At 65.8% G+C, this 18615-nt stretch carries 18 protein-coding genes; 2 read left to right on the top strand and 16 right to left on the bottom strand.

Annotation, left to right across the window (positions count from 1 at the left end; translation table 11 throughout):
• Window positions 1-31 precede the first annotated feature (31 nt).
• The gene (locus GO999_RS00675; RefSeq protein WP_118871934.1) at window positions 32-2398 is read left to right on the top strand and encodes a DUF6600 domain-containing protein; all 2367 of its coding nucleotides are present in this window, start codon (window positions 32-34) and stop codon (window positions 2396-2398) included.
• Window positions 2399-2494: 96 nt separating this feature from the next.
• Here GO999_RS00675 and GO999_RS00670 read toward each other — a convergent pair whose 3' ends face one another.
• From GO999_RS00670 to GO999_RS00595, 16 genes are all read right to left on the bottom strand, one after another.
• Entirely contained in the window at window positions 2495-2908 is a 414-nt protein-coding gene (locus tag GO999_RS00670; RefSeq protein ID WP_011003200.1) for a F0F1 ATP synthase subunit epsilon, read from the bottom strand.
• An 89-nt stretch (window positions 2909-2997) separates the two neighbouring features.
• The gene (gene atpD, locus GO999_RS00665) at window positions 2998-4401 is read right to left on the bottom strand and encodes a F0F1 ATP synthase subunit beta (RefSeq protein ID WP_011003201.1); all 1404 of its coding nucleotides are present in this window, start codon (window positions 4399-4401) and stop codon (window positions 2998-3000) included.
• 36 nt (window positions 4402-4437) lie between these two features.
• A complete protein-coding gene (atpG, locus tag GO999_RS00660) occupies window positions 4438-5313 on the bottom strand; it encodes a F0F1 ATP synthase subunit gamma (RefSeq protein ID WP_011003202.1) in 876 nt (291 codons plus the stop codon).
• A gap of 64 nt (window positions 5314-5377) precedes the next feature.
• Window positions 5378-6919 carry a F0F1 ATP synthase subunit alpha gene (gene atpA / locus GO999_RS00655; RefSeq protein ID WP_011003203.1) on the bottom strand — a complete coding sequence of 514 codons (1542 nt, stop codon included), beginning with the start codon at window positions 6917-6919 and terminating at the stop codon, window positions 5378-5380.
• 71 nt (window positions 6920-6990) lie between these two features.
• Window positions 6991-7527, bottom strand: coding sequence for a F0F1 ATP synthase subunit delta (locus GO999_RS00650; protein WP_011003204.1), 537 nt, complete (start codon window positions 7525-7527; stop codon window positions 6991-6993).
• Between the two features lie 2 nt (window positions 7528-7529).
• Window positions 7530-8000 (bottom strand): F0F1 ATP synthase subunit B, encoded by a 471-nt coding sequence (locus GO999_RS00645; protein WP_011003205.1) that lies wholly within the window; start codon window positions 7998-8000, stop codon window positions 7530-7532.
• A 106-nt stretch (window positions 8001-8106) separates the two neighbouring features.
• A complete protein-coding gene (gene atpE, locus GO999_RS00640) occupies window positions 8107-8373 on the bottom strand; it encodes a F0F1 ATP synthase subunit C (protein ID WP_003262709.1) in 267 nt (88 codons plus the stop codon).
• A gap of 80 nt (window positions 8374-8453) precedes the next feature.
• Window positions 8454-9335 (bottom strand): F0F1 ATP synthase subunit A, encoded by an 882-nt coding sequence (atpB, locus tag GO999_RS00635; protein WP_028853836.1) that lies wholly within the window; start codon window positions 9333-9335, stop codon window positions 8454-8456.
• Between the two features lie 231 nt (window positions 9336-9566).
• On the bottom strand, window positions 9567-10118 hold the full coding sequence (locus GO999_RS00630) for an ATP synthase subunit I (protein WP_223259673.1): 552 nt from the start codon (window positions 10116-10118) through the stop codon (window positions 9567-9569).
• A 368-nt stretch (window positions 10119-10486) separates the two neighbouring features.
• A complete protein-coding gene (locus tag GO999_RS00625; protein ID WP_011003208.1) occupies window positions 10487-11398 on the bottom strand; it encodes a ParB/RepB/Spo0J family partition protein in 912 nt (303 codons plus the stop codon).
• A 26-nt stretch (window positions 11399-11424) separates the two neighbouring features.
• Window positions 11425-12210 carry a ParA family protein gene (locus tag GO999_RS00620; protein ID WP_011003209.1) on the bottom strand — a complete coding sequence of 262 codons (786 nt, stop codon included), beginning with the start codon at window positions 12208-12210 and terminating at the stop codon, window positions 11425-11427.
• Between the two features lie 40 nt (window positions 12211-12250).
• On the bottom strand, window positions 12251-12922 hold the full coding sequence (gene rsmG / locus GO999_RS00615; protein ID WP_211906751.1) for a 16S rRNA (guanine(527)-N(7))-methyltransferase RsmG: 672 nt from the start codon (window positions 12920-12922) through the stop codon (window positions 12251-12253).
• Window positions 12922-14865 (bottom strand): tRNA uridine-5-carboxymethylaminomethyl(34) synthesis enzyme MnmG, encoded by a 1944-nt coding sequence (gene mnmG, locus GO999_RS00610; RefSeq protein ID WP_016722365.1) that lies wholly within the window; start codon window positions 14863-14865, stop codon window positions 12922-12924. The genes rsmG and mnmG overlap by 1 nt, the downstream gene beginning before the upstream one ends.
• A gap of 237 nt (window positions 14866-15102) precedes the next feature.
• Complete coding sequence (locus tag GO999_RS00605) at window positions 15103-16251, bottom strand: ABC transporter substrate-binding protein (RefSeq protein ID WP_167798323.1); 1149 nt, start codon at window positions 16249-16251, stop codon at window positions 15103-15105.
• Window positions 16252-16382: 131 nt separating this feature from the next.
• A complete protein-coding gene (locus GO999_RS00600; RefSeq protein WP_058907448.1) occupies window positions 16383-16931 on the bottom strand; it encodes a hypothetical protein in 549 nt (182 codons plus the stop codon).
• Window positions 16932-16990: 59 nt separating this feature from the next.
• The gene (locus GO999_RS00595) at window positions 16991-17596 is read right to left on the bottom strand and encodes a short chain dehydrogenase (RefSeq protein WP_019717238.1); all 606 of its coding nucleotides are present in this window, start codon (window positions 17594-17596) and stop codon (window positions 16991-16993) included.
• Between the two features lie 107 nt (window positions 17597-17703).
• On the opposite strand from GO999_RS00595, the gene crgA reads away from it, so the two are divergent.
• The gene (crgA, locus tag GO999_RS00590) at window positions 17704-18600 is read left to right on the top strand and encodes a LysR family transcriptional regulator CrgA (RefSeq protein WP_011003215.1); all 897 of its coding nucleotides are present in this window, start codon (window positions 17704-17706) and stop codon (window positions 18598-18600) included.
• The last annotated feature ends 15 nt before the right edge of the window (window positions 18601-18615 follow it).

Raw genomic sequence — 18615 nt, 5'->3', positions numbered from 1 at the left:
TGCGTGTCGTCATCAAGAACGAGGGCCCATCATGACTATCACCTCCTGCCGTACCGACCGTCTCTCCGGCCTGCGGCTGCCACGCGTCCTGCGGGCAGCGAGTCTCGCCGCCGTCCTGCTGGTGTGCGGCACGCAAGCCGCGCTGGCCACCGACCCTGCCTCGCGCGTGGCGCGCCTGTCGGACTTCTCCGGCGCCGTCAGCTTCGCACCCGCGGGCTCCGATGACTGGGCCGCCGCCACGCTCAACCGCCCCTTCACCACCGGCGATCGCCTGTGGTCCGACCAGGGCGGCCGCACCGAACTCCACGTCGGCTCCACCGCGCTGCGCCTTGGCCAGAACACCGGCGCCACGCTGGTCGACCTGGACAACCGCACCACGCAGGTCAAGCTCACGCAGGGCGCGCTGTCGGTACGCGTGCGCGCGCTGCCGCCGGATCAGATCGTGGAAATCGATACGCCCAACCTGGCCTTCCAGGTCCAGGCACCCGGTGAATACCGGCTCGACGTCGCGCCGGATGGCTCGACCACCACGGTGACCGTCTGGCGCGGCAACGGCACGGTCTACGGCGACGATCGCTCGGCGCCGCTGGCCGCCGGCCAGCAGGTCCGCTTCGGCGGCACTGACCTGGCGGAAGCCGGGGGCACCGACTATCCCGGCCGCGACGCGTTCGATCGCTGGGCCGAAGCGCGCGATGCGCACGAGGATGCCTCGGTCTCCGCGCGCTATGTCGGCCGCGAAATGACCGGCTACGAAGCGCTGGACGAGTACGGCACGTGGCGCGAGGAAGACGGCTACGGCGCGGTGTGGGTACCGCATGCCGTGCCGGTCGGCTGGGCGCCGTATCGCACCGGCCATTGGGCCTGGATCGCCCCATGGGGCTGGACCTGGGTCGACGATGCGCCATGGGGCTTCGCGCCGTTCCACTATGGCCGCTGGGCCTACGTGGGCACGACGTGGTGCTGGGTGCCGGGCCCCGTGGTGCCGCGGCCGGTCTACGCCCCCGCGCTGGTCGCCTTCGTGGGGGGCGGTGGCGGCGGCGGCGTGAGCTGGGGCATCAACATCTCGATCGGCTCGCCGGGCGTGGCGTGGTTTCCGCTCGCGCCGGGCGAAGCGTATCGCCCCGTCTACGCAGCCAGTCCGACCTACGTGACCAACATCAACCGCACGGTGGTGGTCAACAACGTCACGGTCAACAAGACCATCATCAACAACGTGACCAACGTCAACCGCGTCACGTACATCAACGCCAACAACCCGGCCGCACTGACGGCGGTGCCTGCCAAGACCTTCGTCAGCGGCCGGCCGGTCGGCCCGGCAATGACGACCTTGCGGCCCGAACAGATGCGCGCGCAGCTGACGCATGCGCAGTTCGTCTCGACACCGGCGCTGGCCCCCGTCAAGACCAGCCTGGTCGGTGCGGCCGCCGCCAGCGGACCGCATCCGCAGCCGCCGACGCAGGTCTTCTCGCGGCAGGCCCTCGCCGTGCGTGCGCCGCAGACTCCGGCGGGTGGGCACGATCCGCTGGCCGAGCGCTTCCGCTCGCAGGGCGGCGCGCTGCCCGGCACGGGGCCGGCTTGGGTGGGCGGCAATGCCTCGCGGGTCGGCCCCGCGCGCGGTCCTGCCAATGTGGGGACGCAGCCGATGCCGGCCGCCGCGCAAGCCGCGGGCTTGCGGCTGACACGCGCCACGCCGGCCGAGATGCCGCGTCCGGGCAATGAGCCCGTGCCCGGCGTTCCGCACGGTCCCAATACACCGGCCACCCCGGGTGGCCCGGGCAATCCGCAGGCACACGGTGCACCGGCCTCACCCGCTCCGCAGGCACTGATGGCGCCCGCAGCGCCGGGTACGACCACCCGACCCGGGCAGCAGTCTGGCGCCATGCCGATGCCGGAACATCGCGGCGAAGCGCGTCGGGGGCCGGATGTGCCTGCGCAAGCCGTGCATGCGCCACCGCAGGGGCCGGCGGGCACGACGACGCGTCCGCCGCAGCCCGAAAGCATGCCGGGCACCCCACGCGAGGAACGTCGGCCGATGCCTTCGGCGCAACAAGAGCGTCCGCGCAGCGAGCCGCCGGCACAGGCTCGCCCCGAGCCGCAACCGCACCCGGCGCCACTCCCGGTACCGCATCAGCCCGAAGCGCGCATCGAAGCACCTCGCCCGATGCCGCAGCCGCACCCGGTGGAGATACGCCCGCCGCAACCCCAGCCACAACCTCAGCCGCACGTGGTCGAAATGCGTCCACCGCAGCCGCAACCTCAGCCGCGTCCGGAGGTACGCCCACCGCAGCCGCCGCAGCCACCCCAACCGCGCGTGGAGCACCATGAGGCGGCCCCGGCCCAGCCGCACCCGCAGGCTGGCCACAACGAAGCACAGCAGCGCGACACTGACCACCGTTGAACGCTCGCGGCAACAGCAGGCAATAAAAAAGCAGCCCGATCGGGCTGCTTTCTTTTGGGGCCGTACCGATCCGAAATCGAACCGGCGCGAATCCGCTCAGCGCTTGCGGCGCAGGCGCGCGATCGCTGCCAGCTGCGCAGTCGCCACGGCCAGCTCACCTTGCGCACGGGCCAGATCCAGGTCGCTGCTCTGGTTCTGCAGCGCCTCTTCGGCCGCACGCTTGGCTTCGTTCGCCTTGGCTTCGTCCAGGTCGTGGCCACGGATCGCGGTGTCAGCCAGCACGGTGACGTGCTTGGGCTGCACTTCGAGAATGCCACCGGCGACAAAGACGAACTCTTCGCCAGCTTCGGTCTCGATGCGCACGGCGCCCGGCTTGATGCGCGTGATCAGCGGCGTGTGGCCGGGCAGGATGCCCAGTTCGCCCGCTTCGCCCGGCAGTGCCACGAACTTGGCGTCGCCGGAGAAGATCTCCTGCTCGGCGCTGACGACGTCTACATGAATGGTTGCCATCTCGATTCCTTTGCTCAGAAAAGCGGCTTCCCGCAGATGTCAGGAAGCCCGTGCCGGCCCCGGCTCGCGCGCGGGGCCAGACCTCGCTCTTACTGGAGCTTCTTGGCCTTCTCGAAGGCCTCGTCGATCGAGCCGACCATGTAGAACGCCTGCTCCGGCAGGTGATCGCACTCGCCGTCCACCAGCATCTTGAAGCCGCGGATGGTTTCCTTCAGCGGCACGTACTTGCCCGGCGAACCCGTGAACACTTCGGCCACGTGGAACGGCTGCGACAGGAAACGCTGGATCTTACGGGCGCGGCCCACGGCCAGCTTGTCTTCCGGCGACAGTTCGTCCATGCCCAGAATCGCGATGATGTCGCGCAGTTCCTTGTAGCGCTGCAGGGTCTGCTGCACGCGGCGGGCCACTTCGTAGTGTTCCGTACCGACGATTTGCGGATCCAGCTGACGCGAGGTCGAGTCGAGCGGATCGACGGCGGGGTAGATACCCAGCGCGGCGATGTCACGCGACAGCACGACGGTCGAGTCCAGGTGCAGGAAGGTCGTAGCGGGCGACGGATCGGTCAAGTCATCCGCAGGCACGTACACGGCCTGGATCGACGTGATCGAACCGGTCTTGGTCGACGTGATGCGCTCCTGCAGCTTGCCCATTTCTTCAGCCAGCGTCGGCTGATAGCCCACGGCGGAAGGCATCCGGCCCAGCAGTGCCGACACTTCGGTACCGGCCAGCGTGTAGCGGTAGATGTTGTCGACGAAGAACAGGATGTCGCGGCCTTCGTCACGGAAGCGCTCGGCCATGGTCAGGCCGGTCAGCGCCACGCGCAGACGGTTGCCCGGCGGCTCGTTCATCTGGCCGAACACCATGGCCACCTTGTCGAGCACGTTGGAGTCCTTCATTTCGTGGTAGAAGTCGTTGCCCTCACGGGTACGCTCGCCCACGCCAGCAAACACCGACAAGCCCGAGTGCTGCTTGGCGATGTTGTTGATCAGCTCCATCATGTTCACGGTCTTGCCGACGCCGGCGCCACCGAACAGACCCACCTTGCCGCCCTTGGCGAACGGGCAGACCAGGTCGATCACCTTGATGCCGGTTTCCAGCAGGTCCACCGACGGCGACAGTTCGTCGAACTTCGGGGCCTTCTGGTGAATCGCGCGCTTTTCATCGGCGGCGATCGGACCGGCTTCGTCGATCGGGCGACCCAGCACGTCCATGATGCGGCCCAGCGTGCCATGGCCGACGGGCACCGAGATCGGCGCGCCAGTGTTCGACACCGGCATGCCGCGGCGCAGGCCGTCCGACGAACCCAGCGCAATGGTACGCACCACGCCGTCGCCCAGCTGTTGTTGCACTTCGAAGCTCAGGCCCTTCTCGGCGAACGACGCTTCGCCGCTGTCCTGCAGCACGAGCGCGTCGTAGACCTTGGGCATCGCGTCGCGCGGGAACTGGATGTCCACCACGGCGCCGATGCACTGCACAATCGTTCCGATACTCATCTGTATCTCCAATAACTTAAATCTTTGCCGTGGGCGTCAAACCGCCGCTGCGCCGCCGACGATCTCGGACAGCTCCTTCGTGATCGCTGCCTGGCGGGTCTTGTTGTAGACCAGTTGCAGCTCGCCGATCACGTTCTTGGCATTGTCCGAGGCCGCCTTCATCGCCACCATCCGGGCCGACTGCTCGGAGGCCATGTTCTCGGCCACCGCCTGGTACACCAGCGCTTCCACGTAGCGGATCAGCAGTTCGTCCACCACCGTCTGCGCGTCCGGCTCGTAGATGTAGTCCCACGAGTAGGCCTGCTTCTCGGCTGCGGTCTGCGTCAGCTTGTCGGCCGTGAGCGGCAGCAGCTGCTCGACCACCGGCTCCTGCCTCATCGTGTTGATGAAGCGGGTGTACGCCAGGTACACGGCATCGATCTCGCCGGCCGTGAACGCGTCGAGCTGGACCTTGATCGCACCGATCAGCTTTTCCAGATGCGGCGTGTCGCCCAGGTGCACCACGTTCGAGACGACCTTCGCGCCGATGCGGCCCAGGAACTGCATGCCCTTGGAACCGATGGCGGTCGCCTGCGACTCGACACCCTTGTTCTGCAGGTCGCGCAGCTGGTTGGTGACGGCACGCAGCACGTTGGTGTTCAGGCCACCGCACAGGCCCTTGTCCGTCGTCACCACGATCAGGCCGGCGCGCTTGACGTCGCGCTTGACCATGAACGGGTGCTGATACTCCGGATTGGCCTGCGCCATGTGCGCAGCCACGTTGCGGATCTTCTCGGCATACGGCCGGGCGCTGCGCATCCGTTCCTGCGCGCGGCGCATCTTGGACGCGGCGACCATTTCCATCGCCTTGGTGATCTTGCGCGTGTTCTGCACGCTCTTGATCTTGGTTCGGATTTCTTTCGTTCCGGCCATTTCTATCTCTCCGTTCAGACCTGGCCACGCAGGCTAAGCGTGACCAGTTCCGGGAATGACGCGGTTAGAACGCGGCGGACTTCTTGAAATCCTCGATCGCGGCACGCAGGGCGGCCTCATCGTCCTTCGACAGATCCTTCGTGTCTTCGATACGGTTGATGAGGTCGGCGTACTTCGTCTTCAGCTGGTCGTGCAGGCCCTTTTCGAAAGCCAGGATGTCCTTCACGTCCACGTTGTCGAGGAAGCCATTGTTGGCTGCGTACAGCGACGCGGCCAGCTGCCACACTTGCAGCGGCTGGTATTGCGGCTGCTTGAGCAGTTCGGTCACGCGGCGGCCGCGCTCGAGCTGCTTGCGGGTCGCCTCGTCCAGGTCGGAAGCGAACTGCGCGAACGCAGCCAGCTCACGGTACTGGGCCAGGTCGGTACGGATACCGCCGGACAGCTTCTTGACGACCTTGGTCTGCGCAGCGCCACCCACACGCGACACCGAGATACCGGCGTTGATGGCGGGGCGGATACCGGCGTTGAACAGGTCGGTTTCCAGGAAGATCTGGCCGTCGGTAATCGAGATCACGTTGGTCGGCACGAACGCGGACACGTCGCCGGCCTGCGTTTCGATCACGGGCAGTGCGGTCAGCGAACCGGTCTTGCCCTTGACTTCACCGTTGGTGATCTTCTCGATGTGCTCGGCGTTCACACGGGCAGCACGCTCCAGCAGGCGCGAGTGCAGGTAGAACACGTCGCCCGGGTAGGCTTCACGGCCCGGCGGACGGCGCAGCAGCAGCGAGACTTGACGGTAAGCCCAAGCTTGCTTGGTCAGATCGTCATAAACGATCAGGGCGTCTTCACCGCGGTCGCGGAAGTATTCGCCCATCGTGCAGCCGGCGTAGGCCGACAGGTACTGCATGGCAGCCGAGTCGGAAGCGGCGGCAGCCACCACGATCGTGTATTCCAGCGCGCCGTGCTCTTCCAGCTTGCGCACCACGTTGGCGATCGTCGAGGCCTTCTGGCCGATTGCCACGTACACGCAGAAGATGCCCTTGCCCTTCTGGTTGATGATGGCGTCGACTGCGACGGCGGTCTTGCCGGTCTGGCGGTCGCCAATGATCAGCTCACGCTGGCCACGGCCGATCGGCACCATCGCGTCGATCGACTTCAGGCCGGTTTGCACCGGCTGGCTCACCGACTGACGTGCGATCACGCCCGGGGCGACCTTCTCGATCACGTCCGTTTTCTTGGCGTTGATCGGGCCCTTGCCGTCGATCGGCTGGCCCAGCGCGTTGACCACGCGACCGAGCAGTTCAGGGCCGACCGGCACTTCCAGGATGCGGCCCGTGCACTTGACTTCGTTGCCTTCGGAAATGTGCTCGTAGTCACCCAGCACCACGGCGCCGACGGAGTCGCGCTCGAGGTTCAGCGCGAGGCCGAACGTGTTGCCCGGGAATTCCAGCATTTCGCCCTGCATCACGCCCGACAGGCCGTGAATGCGGCAGATGCCGTCCGTCACGGAGATGACCGTGCCGGTGTTCTTTGCGTCAGCGCCAGCCTTCAAGCCCTCGATACGGGTCTTGATCAGGTCGCTGATCTCGGAGGGGTTCAGTTGCATCGAATGCTCCTAATTCTTCAATCTGTCCGCGGGCGATATCGTCGATTTCGTCCGAACCTCGCGGAACAGCATTACGCGGCGGTGAGCGCAGACTGCATCTGCGCCAGGCGCGCGCGCACCGAGGTGTCGAGCACTTCATCGCCCACCTGCACACGCACACCGCCGATCAGCGAAGGATCGACCGTCACGTGCGGTTGCAGCTTCTTGCCGAACTTGCGTTCGAGCGTGGCGACCAGATCGGTCAGGGGCGCGCCCTCGAGCGGGAACGCACTGGTGATCTCGACGTCGGCGGCGCCTTCGCTGGCATTCCGCAGCACATGGAATTGCGCGGCAATTTCCGGCAGCAGCGAAAGACGCTTGTTGGCGACCAGCAGGCCAACCAGTTCCTTCGCTTCATGCGACACCGGAGATTTCAGCGCCGACAGGAAGATCCCCGCCACATCGGCTTTGGAGAGCTTCGGATCATCGGCGACTGCCTTCATGTCGGGCACGGCGGCGATTTGCCCCATCTCCGACACGAGCTCAGACCATGCACCCAGATTGCCGGCCTTCGCCACGCGGAACAGCGCCTCTGCGTACGGACGGGCAACGGTTGCGAGTTCTGCCATGATTACAGCTCAGCCTTGAGTTGAGTGAGCAGATCGGCGTGGACCTGCGCATTGACTTCACGCTTGAGGATCTGCTCGGCGCCCTTGACGGCCAGCACGGCGACCTGGTCGCGCAGCGATTCACGCACGCGCACGGCCTGCTGTTCGGCTTCCGCCTTGGCCTGCGCGACGATGCGCGCGGCTTCGGCCTGGGCGTTCTGCTTGATCTCGTCAGCGGTCATCTGGGCACGCTTCTCGGCGTCCGCGATGCGCTGCGCGCCTTCGGTGCGCGCTTCGGTCAGTGCCTGCTCGACCCGCTTGTTGGCCAGCTCCAGCTCGGCCTTGCCCTTATCGGCAGCAGCCAAGCCATCGGCGATTTTCTTCGCGCGTTCGTCGAGCGCCTTCACCAGGGGCGGCCAAATGAACTTGGCAACAACCCACCACAGGATGAAGAACACGACCATCTGCGCGACGAGTGTGGCGTTCAGGTTCATGGTGTGTTCCTTTCGGTATTGAGACTACGGATCAATGCACGAAGCGGCGAGGGTCACGCGGTGCGTTGTCCCAGGCCGCTTCCGGCATCATGCAGACCGAAAAGAATTACTTGATGACCGACAGCAGCGGGTTGGCGAACGCGAACAGCATGGCCACGCCCACGCCGATCAGGAATGCCGCGTCGATCAGGCCAGCCAGCAGGAACATCTTGGTTTGCAGCGGGTTCATCAGCTCGGGCTGACGTGCGCAGGCTTCGATGTACTTGCCGCCCATCAGTGCGATGCCGAGGCAGGCGCCGATGGCACCCAGGCCGATGATGATGCCGATACCGATGGCGGTCAGACCTTGGATGTTGGCGAGAAATGCTTGCATGATGACTCCCTTTTTACGTGAAAGACGAAGAACTTAGAACTTGGAAAAACCTAACGGAACCGGAGAACCTGAACCGCAACTTAATGGTGGTCATGTGCCTGGCCGATATACACCAGCGTCAGCATCATGAAGATGAAGGCTTGCAGCAGCACGATCAGGATGTGGAAGATCGCCCACGCTGCACCGGCCACCACGTGACCCACGAAACCCAGCGCCGAGAAATCGGCACCGAACGTCCAGATCGAGCCAAGCAGCGCGATCAGCAGGAACACCAGCTCGCCCGCGTACATGTTGCCGAACAACCGCATGCCCAGCGACACAGCCTTGGCGAGGAATTCGATGATGTTGAGGATCAGGTTGAACGGCGCGAGGTACCACTTGGCGCCGAACGGAGCCGACAGCAGCTCGTGCACAAAGCCGCCCGCGCCCTTGATCTTGAAGCTGTAGTAGATCATCAGCAGCAGCACGGCGAAGGACATGCCAAAGGTGCCGTTCAGATCCGCCGTGGCCACCGCGCGGTGGTGCGGCACGTGCAGGCCGAAAGACTCCAGCAGGTGGTTGATACCAAAGACCCAGTCCACCGGGATCAAATCGACCGCGTTCATCAGCGTGACCCACACGAACACCATCAGCGCCAGCGGCGCGATCCAGGTGCGGTCACCGTGGATGATGCCCTTGGCCTGGTCATCGACCATCTCGACGACGAGCTCGACGAAGGCCTGGAAGCGGCCCGGCACGCCGGCGGTGACACGGCGCGCGGCCATGCCCAGGAAGATCAGGCCGATCGCACCCATCAGCACCGACCAGAACATGGTGTCCCAGTTGATGACGGAGAAGTCGACGATCGACGTCTGCTTGCCACCGATGCTATTGAAATTCTGCAAGTGCTCCGCGATATACGCGGAAGGCGTGAGAGCGTGCTCGGCGGCGTGGCCGGCGGCTTCTGCGACTTCTGTTGCCATGATGACCCAGTCCAATATTGCGAAACATTCTTCGCGGTACATTCCGGCTCGCGCGCGATTCGACCAGGTTGCCCTGGAGATCGCGGACTGCACGCGGCCCGAACGCACCACCTTATTTGATCGGGGTGTCAGCGCAGTGAACCGGTGCCGGCTGGTGCTTCAGCCACCCGGGTTCCCGCCGTGTTCCGACACATCCCGCTTGCCTGCCGCATGGCCGCAGGCTAAGGCCGGTCACCGCAATGCGAAACCGACCCAGTACATCTTGAGCGCCAGGATCAGGGTGATCAGCAAGGGCGCCCAATGCAGGCCCTTGAAGGTCACGACCACGACCACCAGCAGCGCGACGGTGCCAAGCACCTTGATCGCTTCGCCCACCACCAGCCGGGCGATGGACTCGAAACCCCGCGCCTTCGACAGCCGCAGCGCGAACCAGGCCGAAGGCACCACGCAGACGCCGCCGCCCAGCAGGGCCGACAACGCCGCCTCGCCCGCCGATGCAGCCCCCGTGCCCGCGAGCCAGCTGCCGACATACCATCCGAGCGCACACAGCAGTGTGATGGCCACCTGGCCGAGCACGATGGAGAATGGCGTGACACGCGAGGCCCGCAAGGCCTTCTCGCCGAACAGGGCGACCGCTTCGTCATGCGAAAGCGCATGCACCGGCGGCCCCGCCTCCTCCGCGTCTTCGGCATCCCAGTCCCGCTTCGGAGCCGGCACCGGCCTGGACCGGGCGTCTTCCGACGAAGCTTGGGAATCGGGCCGTTGCCGCTCGGTTGGCTGCATGGAAGAAGCGTCTTTCATCATGCCGCACCGCTTTGGGTCAGGCGGATTTGAAACCGCACGATTTTACGAGACATGACAGTCACCAGTCAACGCGCGAACCGAACGGTCGTGCGGGCGCCTTCGACTGCACTTGCAGCGGCGCGTTCCGTTCGCGGCGCGCAATGAGGTGCTGCTACCGGAACACCGGACGCATCCGGCCACCGGACATTCTGACGATTTCATGATGGCGACCACCACGCGCACCGTCGATGACGCGCGAGGCAATCACACGCATCCGGCGCACCCCGACGCCCGCAAATGGCGCCGCGACGGGCATTGCCGAACCCGCGACAAGCTGTTGCAGGCGCGATACACCAAGGCAGCCGACGTCAGGCGACAGCTTCGTCGGCCCCGTCCGGACGCAGACGGGCCAGCAACCCGTCGAACTCGTCGAGGCTGCCGAACTGCACCGTCAACTGACCGCGCCCCTTGGCGGCAAGCTTGATCTGCACGGGCAACCCCAGCATGTCGGCCAGTTCTTCTTCCAGCCGGGCAACGTCGCGTCCGTTCTGGCCGTTCTTCTGCCGCTGCGATTTCAGCTCGAACGGCTTGAGCGTCGAGGCGACCAGCTTCTCCGTCTCGCGCACCGACAGGCGCTTGTTGATGATCTGGTTAGCCAATGTGATCTGTGAGGCACCATCGACCGCAAGCAGCGTGCGCGCATGGCCCATGTCGAGATCGCCGGCCATCAGCATGGTCTGCACCGGCTGGGCCAGGTTCAGCAGACGCAGCAGGTTCGACACCGCGCTGCGCGAACGGCCGAGCGATTCGGCGGCCTGCTCGTGCGTGAACTGGAATTCACGAATCAGGCGAGCAATGCCCTGCGCCTCTTCCAGCGGGTTCAGGTCTTCCCGCTGAATATTCTCGATCAGCGCCATGGCGGCGGCGGCCTCGTCCGGCACGTCCTTCACCAGCACCGGCACTTCGGTCAGGCCGGCCAGGCGCGACGCCCGGAAGCGGCGCTCGCCGGCGATGATCTCGTACTTCTGCGCGGCGCCGTCCGAGTCCACCTTGCGCACCAGGATCGGCTGCATCAGCCCCTGCGCACGGATGCTGGCGGCCAGCTCCTGCAGCGCGCCCTCGTCCATGCGCGTGCGCGGCTGGTACTTGCCGGGCTGCATCTGTTCGAGCTTCAGCACCGTCGGCGCGCCGTCCTGCCTGGCCACCTCGACAATCTCGGCGGGACTGCCCAGCAGCGCCTCGAGGCCGCGGCCCAGTCCCTTCTTCTTCAACGTGCTCATCCGTGTTCCCCTCGCGATGCCCGGCCTCAGGCCGGTTGGTCGGCCATCTGGCGCACGCGCGCGATCATCTCCGCGCCGAAATCCAGGTACGCCTTGGCACCCTTCGATGCGGAATCGAACGCCACGCCCGGCATGCCATAGGACGGCGCCTCGGCCAAGCGCACATTGCGCGGGATCACCGTCTTGAAGACCTTGTCACCGAAATGCGACTCCAGCTGCGCCGACACCTGCTGCTGCAGCGTCACGCGCGGATCGAACATCACGCGCAGCAAGCCGATCACCTTGAGATCCCGGTTCAGGTTGGCATGGACCTGCTTGATGGTGTTGACCAGGTCGGACAGCCCTTCCAGCGCGAAGTACTCGCACTGCATCGGCACGATGACGCCGTGCGCGGCGCACAGGCCGTTCAGCGTCAGCAGCGACAGGGCCGGCGGGCAATCGATCAGCACGAAGTCATAGTCATCGGCCACCTCGGCCAGGGCGCGCTTGAGGCGGGTCTCGCGATGGTCGAGATCGACCAGCTCGACTTCAGCCCCGGCCAGATCGCGGTTGGCCGGCAGCACATCGTAGCGGCCGGACTCCGAACGCTGGCGCGCCTGGGGAATCGTCGCCAGCCCGACCAGCACCTGGTAGACGCTCATCTCCAGGGTGTGCTTGTCGATGCCGGAACCCATCGAGGCATTGCCCTGCGGATCGAGGTCGACCAGCAGCACACGCTGCCCTTGTGCGGCCAGCCCCGCCGCGAGATTCACCGTGGTGGTGGTCTTGCCGACCCCACCCTTCTGGTTGGCGATCACGAAAATATTCGACATGAATCCTCTGCGGTGAATGACTCGGACTTCGCTTGTGCGCTCACGCCGACGGCGCGAGGATGACCAGGTGGCGCTCGGCCGGCAGCCCCGGAACCGTCAAACGCTCGATCGACTCGACCGCCCACCCTTCGGGCAGCCGGACAATTTCGGCGTCCGGGCGCACGCCTTTCATGGCGACCATGCGCCCGCCCGGCGCCAGCAGATGGCCAGCCAACCGCACAAAGTCGTTCAGCTCGGCAAATGCGCGCGAAGTGATGACACCATAGCCGACGGCATCGGCCAGTTTTTCCACGTGGCCCCAGTGCGACTGGGCATTCGTCAGGCCCAGCTCTGCGCGGCATTGCGTCAAGAACGCGGTCTTCTTCTGCACGATGTCGACCATGGTGACGCCGATGTCGGGGCACGCGATCGCCAGCGGAATGCCGGGCAGGCCACCGCCGGAACCGACATCCAGCACACGCGACGCCTCGGGCTGCACGCGGCGCACCAGTTCCGCGATACGCGGAACGGCCGCCAGCGAATCCAGCAGATGATGCGTCAGCATGTCGCCGGCATCACGGATCGCGGTCAGGTTGTAGACGCGATTCCACTTGGCGAGCAGCACTTGGTACGCCAGCAGGCGATCCAGTTGCATGCCCTCGAGCGGCAGGCCGAGCGCGCGCGCGCCGGCTTCCAGTTCCGACCGGGTGTCGGCCAGCGCGGTGTTCGCCATCAAGCGGCCTCGCCTTCGGAACGCGGGCCGACCTTGCCGCGCAGCACACCCTTCTTCAGGTGCACCAGCAGCAGCGACACGGCCGCGGGCGTGATGCCGGAGATGCGCGATGCCTGGCCGATCGTTTCAGGCTTGTGCTGCGCCAGCTTCTGCTGGACTTCGATCGACAGCCCACGCACCTGCTTGTAGTCGAAATCGGCCGGCAGCCGGGTGTTCTCGTTGGCACCCAGGCGCTCGACTTCGTCCGCCTGGCGGGCAATGTAGCCGTGGTATTTGATGCCGATCTCGATCTGCTCGCGAATCTGTTCGGCCAGCAGCGGCTCATCGGCCAGCGGAGCGTCGGGCGCATACTTGCCGCCCTGCATGCCCATCAGCGATTCGTATGTCACGTTCGGGCGGCGCAGCAGATCGGCCAGCGAGTATTCGCGCTCGATTCCCTTGCCCAGCACCGGTTCCGCATCGGCTGCGGGAAGGATCGCCGGGTTCACCCAAGTCGACTTCAGGCGCTCTGTTTCACGTGAAACAGCATCGCGCTTGCGGTTGAATGCATCCCAGCGGGCATCGTCGACCACACCAAGATCGCGCCCCGCCTCGGTCAGGCGCATGTCAGCGTTGTCCTCGCGCAGGCTCAGGCGGAATTCGGCGCGGCTGGTGAACATGCGGTACGGCTCCGTCACGCCGCGCGTGATCAGGTCGTCGACCAGCACGCCCAGATAGGCCTGGTCGCGGCGCGGCGTCCAGGCTGCCTTGCCCTGCACTTGCAAACCGGCGTTGATACCAGCCAGCAACCCCTGGGCAGCGGCCTCCTCGTAGCCAGTCGTGCCATTGATCTGGCCGGCGAAGAACAGGCCGCCGATCGCCTTGGACTCCAGCGAAGCCTTCAGCCCGCGCGGATCGAAATAGTCGTATTCGATGGCGTAGCCGGGCCGCAGGATGTGGGCATGTTCGAGACCGCGCATCGAGTGGATCAGGTCCAGCTGCACGTCGAACGGCAGGCTCGTCGATACGCCGTTCGGGTAGAACTCGTTGGTGGTCAGCCCTTCCGGCTCCAGAAAGATCTGGTGGCTGTCCTTGCTGGCAAAGCGGTGGATCTTGTCTTCGATGCTCGGGCAGTAGCGCGGCCCGACCCCTTCGATCACGCCGGTGTACATCGGCGAACGGTCCAGCCCGGCGCGGATGATGTCGTGCGTGCGCTCGTTAGTGTGCGTCACCCAGCACGGCACCTGGCGAGGATGCATGTCGGTGCGACCGAGGAAAGAGAACACCGGCACGGGATCGAGGTCCCCGGGCTGCGCTTCCAGCACCGAGAAGTCGATGGTGCGCCCGTCGATGCGGGGCGGCGTGCCGGTCTTCAGGCGCCCCTGCGGCAGCTTCAGTTCTTTCAGGCGCGCCGACAGCGACACCGCCGCCGGATCGCCCGCGCGGCCGCCAGTGTAATTGTTCAGGCCGACGTGAATCTTGCCGTCGAGGAAGGTCCCGGCCGTGAGCACCACCGCGCGTGCGCGAAACCGCACGCCGACCTGGGTGACGGCACCGACCACGCGATCGCCCTCCACCAGCAGATCTTCCACGGCCTGCTGGAACAGCATCAGGTTCGGCTGGTTTTCCAGGCGATGGCGGATGGCGGCTTTGTACAGCACGCGGTCCGCCTGGGCACGGGTGGCGCGCACGGCCGGCCCCTTGCTGGAATTGAGGATGCGGAACTGGATGCCACCCTCGTCGGTGGCCAGTGCCATGGCACCACCCAGCGCATCGACTTCCTTGACCAGGTGCCCCTTACCGATGCCGCCGATGGACGGGTTGCAACTCATCTGCCCCAAGGTCTCGATGTTGTGCGTCAGCAGCAGGGTCTGGCAGCCCATGCGTGCCGCCGCCAAGGCGGCCTCGGTGCCGGCGTGTCCGCCGCCCACCACGATCACATCGAATTCAACTGGATACAGCATGGCTTCCTCCTCGCTTGGAGGCATCGAGAAAATTGGGGAAGCGGAATTATAAGTCGTCCACCTACCCCACTGTTCGACGCGGGACGGTTCTGGACAAAATTCTCCCAATTCCGACGTTTCACGTGAAACAGACGCCGCCCCGATGTCGCGTAGATGTTTCACGTGAAACGGCCACACCAAGAAAAACGCACGGCGCGAACCGTGCGTTTCTCGTGTGGAACAGCAGCCGAGGCTACGTCAGTTCTGCAGCTTCCACTTGCCGCCCTGGATCTCCACCATCACGCGCGACCGCTGGTCGAGGCCGAGGTGATCCTTGGCGTTCATGTTCATCACGCCATGCGAGATGGCCAGATTGGTCGTCGTCTCCAGCGCGTCACGCAGGCCCTTGCGGAAGGCCGGCGTACCGGGCTGCCCTTTCTTGAGCGCCGCGGGCATCGCGTTCGCCAGCAGCAGACCGGCATCCCACATGTGGCCGCCAAACGTCGAGACCTGGCCGCCGAACGCTTTCTCGTATGCGACCTTGTAGGCCAGCGCCGGCTTCTTGACCGGGTTGCTGTCGGGCAGCTGCTCGGCGACGAGGATCGGGCCGGCGGGCAGGAAGGTACCTTCGCAGTCCTTGGCGCACACGCGCAGGAAGTCGGCATTGGCCACGCCGTGGGTCTGGTACAGCTTGCCCTTATAGCCGCGCTCCTTGAGCGCACGCTGGGGCAACGCGGCCGGCGTGCCGGAGCCGGCGATCAGCACCGCGTCCGGCTTGGCGGCCATGATCTTCAGCACCTGCCCCGTCACCGAGGTATCGGTGCGCGCGAAGCGCTCGTTGGCGACGAGCTGCAGCTTGCGCAACGTCGCCACCTTGTCGAACTCCTGTGCCCACGAGTCGCCGTAGGCATCGGCAAAGCCGATCAGCGCGACCGTCTTCACACCATGGTTGGCCATGTGCTCGGCAATAGCGGTCGCCATGTGCGAATCGTTCTGCGGGGTCTTGAAGACCCACGCGCGCTTGGCGTCCATCGGCTCGACGATGCGCGCGGACGCCGCCAGCGAGATCATCGGCGTCTCGCTCTCTGCCGCCACGTCCACCATCGCCAGCGAGGTCGGCGTGATGGTGGAGCCGATCACCAGATCGACCTTGTCTTCGGTGATCAGCTTGCGCGTGTTCTTGACGGCAGTGGTGGTGTCGGAGGCATCGTCCAGCACGATGTATTCGATCTTCTTGCCGGCGATCTCCTTGGGCAGCAGCGACACCGTGTTCTTCTCCGGAATCCCCAGCGATGCCCCCGGCCCGGTGGCCGACACCGTGACGCCGACCTTCACCTGGGCGAACGCCGTGCTTGCCAGGAATGCCGTCGCGGCCAGTGCGATGCGGGTTGCGCGCGAAACCTTCATGCCTTCTCCTGCAGTGTGCGGGCGGAAACTGCACCGCATTGGATTGACCGACCGAGGGGTCGGGAGTCCGAGGAGTCTAGGGGGAGTCACCCCGGGCGGGCAAGGGGGTGATACCCGGTGAAGCGGCCTTGCTAAGACGGCTGCTCAGGCCGCGCCAACTCGCGCTCGTCGCAATCGGGTTCCGTGTCGTAGCCGAGGTAGTAGTAATAATGCCGAAGGCGGCGACCGTCGCCGTCGAGCATCAGGTGGACACCTTCGGACGACGCACATTGCGTGAGCCGGTATACCCGCCGGCGCCACGTGAACCGGGTGCCGGACGCCATGGCGGATGCGCTCACCGGAGCTTGCGCCGGCACGGCGATACCAAGCGCCATCCCGGTTTTGGCACCCTTGAGCGGCGTCAGCGCATGCCACGACAGCGCTTCCCTATCGCGACTGAACTCGCGATTGCCGTGGCGCGCCTGCTGTGGACCCACGGCATAGCAGCAGCGATACGTGCCCTCCAGCGTCACGACACCCACCGGTCCGTTCACCGTCTTGCCCGTGGGGACCGCGATCCACGCGTCCCCGTCATTGAGCTCCACCGCACCGACCATCGGGACCGGCACCACGCCATCTTTCGCCCCGGCGCCTGCGCACACCAAGGCACCCATCATCATCGCCAGCGGCCACTGCCTCACGTCTCGCTCCAGCAGTCGGGACCGCTGGAGCTTAACCGACCTGCACACCGGTCGCCCGGTCAGCCGACCCGATAGACCCGCCCGCTCTGTACCCCTTCCACGCTGCGCCGATATGCCATCGCGGCGCGCGCCGCCGGCACGCTTTCGAAGCCGGGAAAGAACGGGCCGTACACCGCCATCGATTCGGTCAGCACGGTCGGGCTGACGGCGTTGATGCGGATGCCTCGCGGCAACTCGCAGGCGGCCGCCCGCACGAAGCCTTCGACGCCGGCATTCACCGCGGTCGCGTTGGCGCCCTGCGCGATCGGCTCCTGGCCGACGATACCGGTGGTCAGCGTGATCGAGCCGCCGTCGTTCAGGTGGTGCTGGCCGACCAACGCAAGCCGCACCTGCCCGAGCAGCTTGTCTTGCAGGCCGAGGTTGAAATCCGCGGCGCTCATTCGCGTGAGTGGGCCGAAGAACAGGTTGCCGGCCGTGGAGACGATGGCGTCCACGCGGCCGAGCTTGGCGAAGAGCGCCGCCACGCTGTCGGCGTTGGTGATGTCGACCTGGTGATCGCCTCGCGTGCGACCGACGCGGATGACCTCATGCGCCCCGCCCTGCTCCAGTTCGGCCGTCACGGCACGGCCGATGGTGCCGCTGGCACCGATCACGATGATTTTCATGTTGCGCTCCTTTGCGAATCAGTTTGGAATGACACGCATTGTTGGCCGAACCCACAGAGCGATAAAGCCGTGGTAACTTTGTCTATTCCTAATCAACAGTTCGGAATATGGACAAGCTGCGCAGCATGGAGACCTTCGTCGCCGTGGTGGATGCCGGCAGCTTCACCGAGGCGGCGATGCAGCTGGAGATGTCGGCGGTGATGGTCGGCAAGTACGTGCGCGAGCTGGAAACACGGCTGGGGGCGCGGCTGCTGCAGCGCAGCACACGCCGCCAGAGCCTGACCGACGCCGGCCGCGTGTTCTATGAAGACGCCAAGCGCGTGCTGGAACAGGTACGCTGGGCCGAGACCTCGGTCGAGCGGCTGCGCGCGCAGCCCTCCGGCACGCTGCGGGTCAGCGCGCCCACCACCTTCGGCGCCTGCGTGATCGCGCCGCTGACGGCGACCTTCCAGCAGGCCCATCCGCAGGTGCGCGTGGAGCTGGACCTGAGCAACCGCATGGTCGACCTGGCGGACGAAGGCTTCGACCTCGCCGTGCGCATCGGCGCGCTGGGCGATGCCGACCTGGTGGCGAAACCGCTGTGCGCGTACCGGATGGTCATCAGCGCCTCGCCCGACTATCTCGCGCGCCACGGCCGGCCCGAAACGCCGGCCGACCTGCCGGCCCATCGCTGCCTGTCCCACATGGTGTGGAACAGCCGCAATGCGTGGCAGCTGTCCGGCTGGGATGGCACGACATCCTGGCGCGACGATCCGGCCTTCAGCTGCAACGACGGCCACGGCCTGCGGATGGCCGCGATCGCCGGTGCGGGGCTGCTGCTGCAGCCGGAGGTGCTGGTGGCCGAGGACCTGGCGAGCGGCCGGCTGGTGCGCGTGCTGCAGACGTATGCGCCGCAGCCGCGGCCGATCCATCTCGTGTATCGGCAAGATCGGCGGCCTTTGCCGAAGTTAACGGCTTTTACGGCGCATTTGCTGGAGCAGGTACCCGCAAGAGGACTGACCTAGCGCAGCGGCAATACG

The sequence above is a fragment of the Ralstonia nicotianae genome (genome assembly GCF_018243235.1).
Lineage (GTDB): Bacteria > Pseudomonadota > Gammaproteobacteria > Burkholderiales > Burkholderiaceae > Ralstonia > Ralstonia nicotianae.
The sequence above is the reverse complement of the archived record's forward strand: the minus strand, read 5'-3'. Positions and strand labels throughout refer to the sequence as shown.